The sequence below is a fragment of the Deltaproteobacteria bacterium genome, assembly GCA_009929795.1.
Lineage (GTDB): Bacteria > Desulfobacterota > Desulfovibrionia > Desulfovibrionales > Desulfomicrobiaceae > RZZR01.
Window position 1 is genome coordinate 1 of record RZZR01000264.1, and the last position, 2,449, is coordinate 2,449.

General features: G+C 64.0%; 2 protein-coding genes. Both read left to right on the forward strand.

Translation table 11 applies throughout. From position 1 onward, the window contains the following. Positions 1-1,785, forward strand: a 1,785-nt coding sequence (locus tag EOM25_14000) for a VacB/RNase II family 3'-5' exoribonuclease (GenBank protein NCC26287.1), incomplete at its 5' end; no start/stop codon positions are given. Continuing rightward, the coding region (locus EOM25_14005) for an EamA/RhaT family transporter (GenBank protein NCC26288.1) at positions 1,778-2,449 on the forward strand (672 nt) is incomplete at its 3' end. The genes EOM25_14000 and EOM25_14005, both read left to right, overlap by 8 nt.

Here is a 2,449-nt window from a genome sequence, read left to right on the forward strand (position 1 = left end):
CACGGGGACAAGGTCGTGGCGGCCATCCTGCCCGGCCGCAAGGGCAAGAATCCGTCAGGTCGGGTGGTCCGGGTCCTGGAGCGGGCCACGGAGATCATGGCCGTGCGGGTTCTCAGACCGGCCGGAGACGGAGCCGTGCTGGCCCAGGCCACGGACCCCAGGTGCAAGGGTCTGTTCGTCCTGGATTTCGAGGGTCGCAAGGCCCCGGACAAGGGAGACATCGTTCTTGCTGCTCCCGGAGACCGCTTGGAGGGGGGGGGATGGGCCGGCCGGGTCGTGGAGGTTCTGGGCCGGGAGTTCAGCCTTGAGACCCAGGAACGGATCGTCAAGGCCAACCACTCTGTGCCGGGGCCATTCCCCCCGATAGTTCTGGCAGAGGCGGCCAATCTCGGGCCGGAGCCGGATCCGGAAGGCCTGCAAGGCCGGGAAGATTTGACGAATCTCGGTCTGGTGACCATTGACGGTGAGCAGGCCAAGGATTTCGACGACGCCGTTCATGTTCGGGCCAAGGGTGGGGGGTGGATCCTTACCGTGGCCATCGCCGATGTGTCTCATTACGTACAGCCAGGATCGGCCCTGGACCGCGAGGCCCTGGAGCGGGGCAACTCCTTCTATTTTCCCCGCTCGGTTGAGCCCATGCTGCCCGAGGCCCTGTCCAACGGCCTGTGCAGTCTGGTACCGGGGCGGCCCAGACTGGCCATGGCCGTGGAAATGGAGTTCGACAGGCTCGGCAGGCGCACGGGTCAGCGGTGCTTCGCGGCAGTTATCCGCAGCGAGGCCAGGTTGACCTATACTCAGGTCCAGGGCCTGTTTTCCAGGGGTGAGGGCCGCGACGAGTCTTGGGGGCTCATGCTCGAGGAGGCGGCCAAGTTGGCCGAGATTCTCCGAAATGCCCGGGCCCGGCAGGGAAGCCTGGACTTCGACCTGCCCGAGCCTGAGATAATTCAGGGCCTTTTGGACGGCAGTGTGGGTATTCGGGCCCGCGAGCGATTCTTCTCCCATCGTCTGGTGGAGGAGTTCATGATTTCGGCCAACGAGTGCGTGGCCGAAATCCTGACCAGGGCCGAGAAGGTTTTGCCCTATCGCGTTCACCCCCTCCCGGATCCGGACAAACTGAGTGCTCTGTTCCGGTTGCTGACGACGGCGGGCGTCCTGCCCGAACGTCCGGACGAGATCACCCCGGCCTCCCTGCAATCCGTGCTGGCCCTGGTCCGGGACACCGAGCGGGAATTTTTGGTCAATCGCCTCATGCTCCGAACCATGTCCCAGGCCGGGTATTCGCCGACGAACGAGGGCCATTTCGGTCTGGCATCGGAATGCTATTGTCATTTCACATCGCCCATTCGGCGGTATGCCGACCTGCTGGTCCACAGAGTTCTCAAGTCGGTCCTGGCCAGAGACGGCAGAATCTTCCGGGTCAAGCCCCTCAAGCGAATCTGCGATGGAATCAACCGCTGCGAGCGCCGGGCCATGGAGGCCGAGCGGGAGATGCTCAAGCGGGCCGGCATCCTTCATCTGCGGGATCGGATAGGCGACGTATTTGCAGGAGTGATCTCCGGGGTGGCCGATTTCGGGTTCTGGGTCGAACTGGATTCGGTCCTGGTGGAGGGGCTGGTCCGACTTTCGACGCTGCATGACGATTACTACGAGTTCCGAGCCGACGAACACCGCCACTTGGGCCGGGGCACAGGCCGGACCTTCGGCCTGGGTCAGCGGGTCACGGTCCGCCTGGTAAACACTTCGCTGGATCGCCTGGAGGTCGACCTGGAGGTCGAGGATGCCTGAACCGTTTCCTGAGGCCCAGGCCAAGGGGGCGGTGTACATTGTTTTGGCCGCCCTGTGCTGGTCGACCCTCGGCCCTGTATCCAAGCTGGCCTTTGCCCACGGGGTCGCTCCCTTGGACGTGGCCTTCTGGCGGGCCGTTTCCGGTTGGGCCCTGTTCGCAGGGCAGGCCGCATGGCTGGGGCAAACTCGGGTGCGGCCGAGAGACCTTCCTGGTCTGGCCGTTTTCGGCTTCCTGGGGGTCAGTGTCTTTTACGGAGCCTACCAGATCGCGGTCCGCGACGGCGGGGCAGCCCTGGCCTCGGTCCTTTTGTACACGGCACCGGCCTGGGTGGCCCTTTTGGCCAGATTTTTTTTGGGCGAAGGGCTGACGCGAATCAAAATCATCTGCATTCTGCTGTCCATGGCCGGGGTGGCTGGGGTGGCTTTTGGGTCTGGAGAAACCCAGGGCCGGGGCGGGTGGCCTCTCCTGGGGGTGGCCTGCGGCCTAGTCTCGGGGCTGACCTATGCCTCATACTACATCTTTTCCAAGCGCTTCCTGCGAACCTATCGGGCCCCGACCATCTTTCTCTACATACAGCCCTTCGGGGCTCTTTTTCTCCTTCCGTTTCTCGGCGGGCTCCCGGCTGATGCCGTGGCCTGGGCCTCGGTTCTCTTCCTGGGTCTT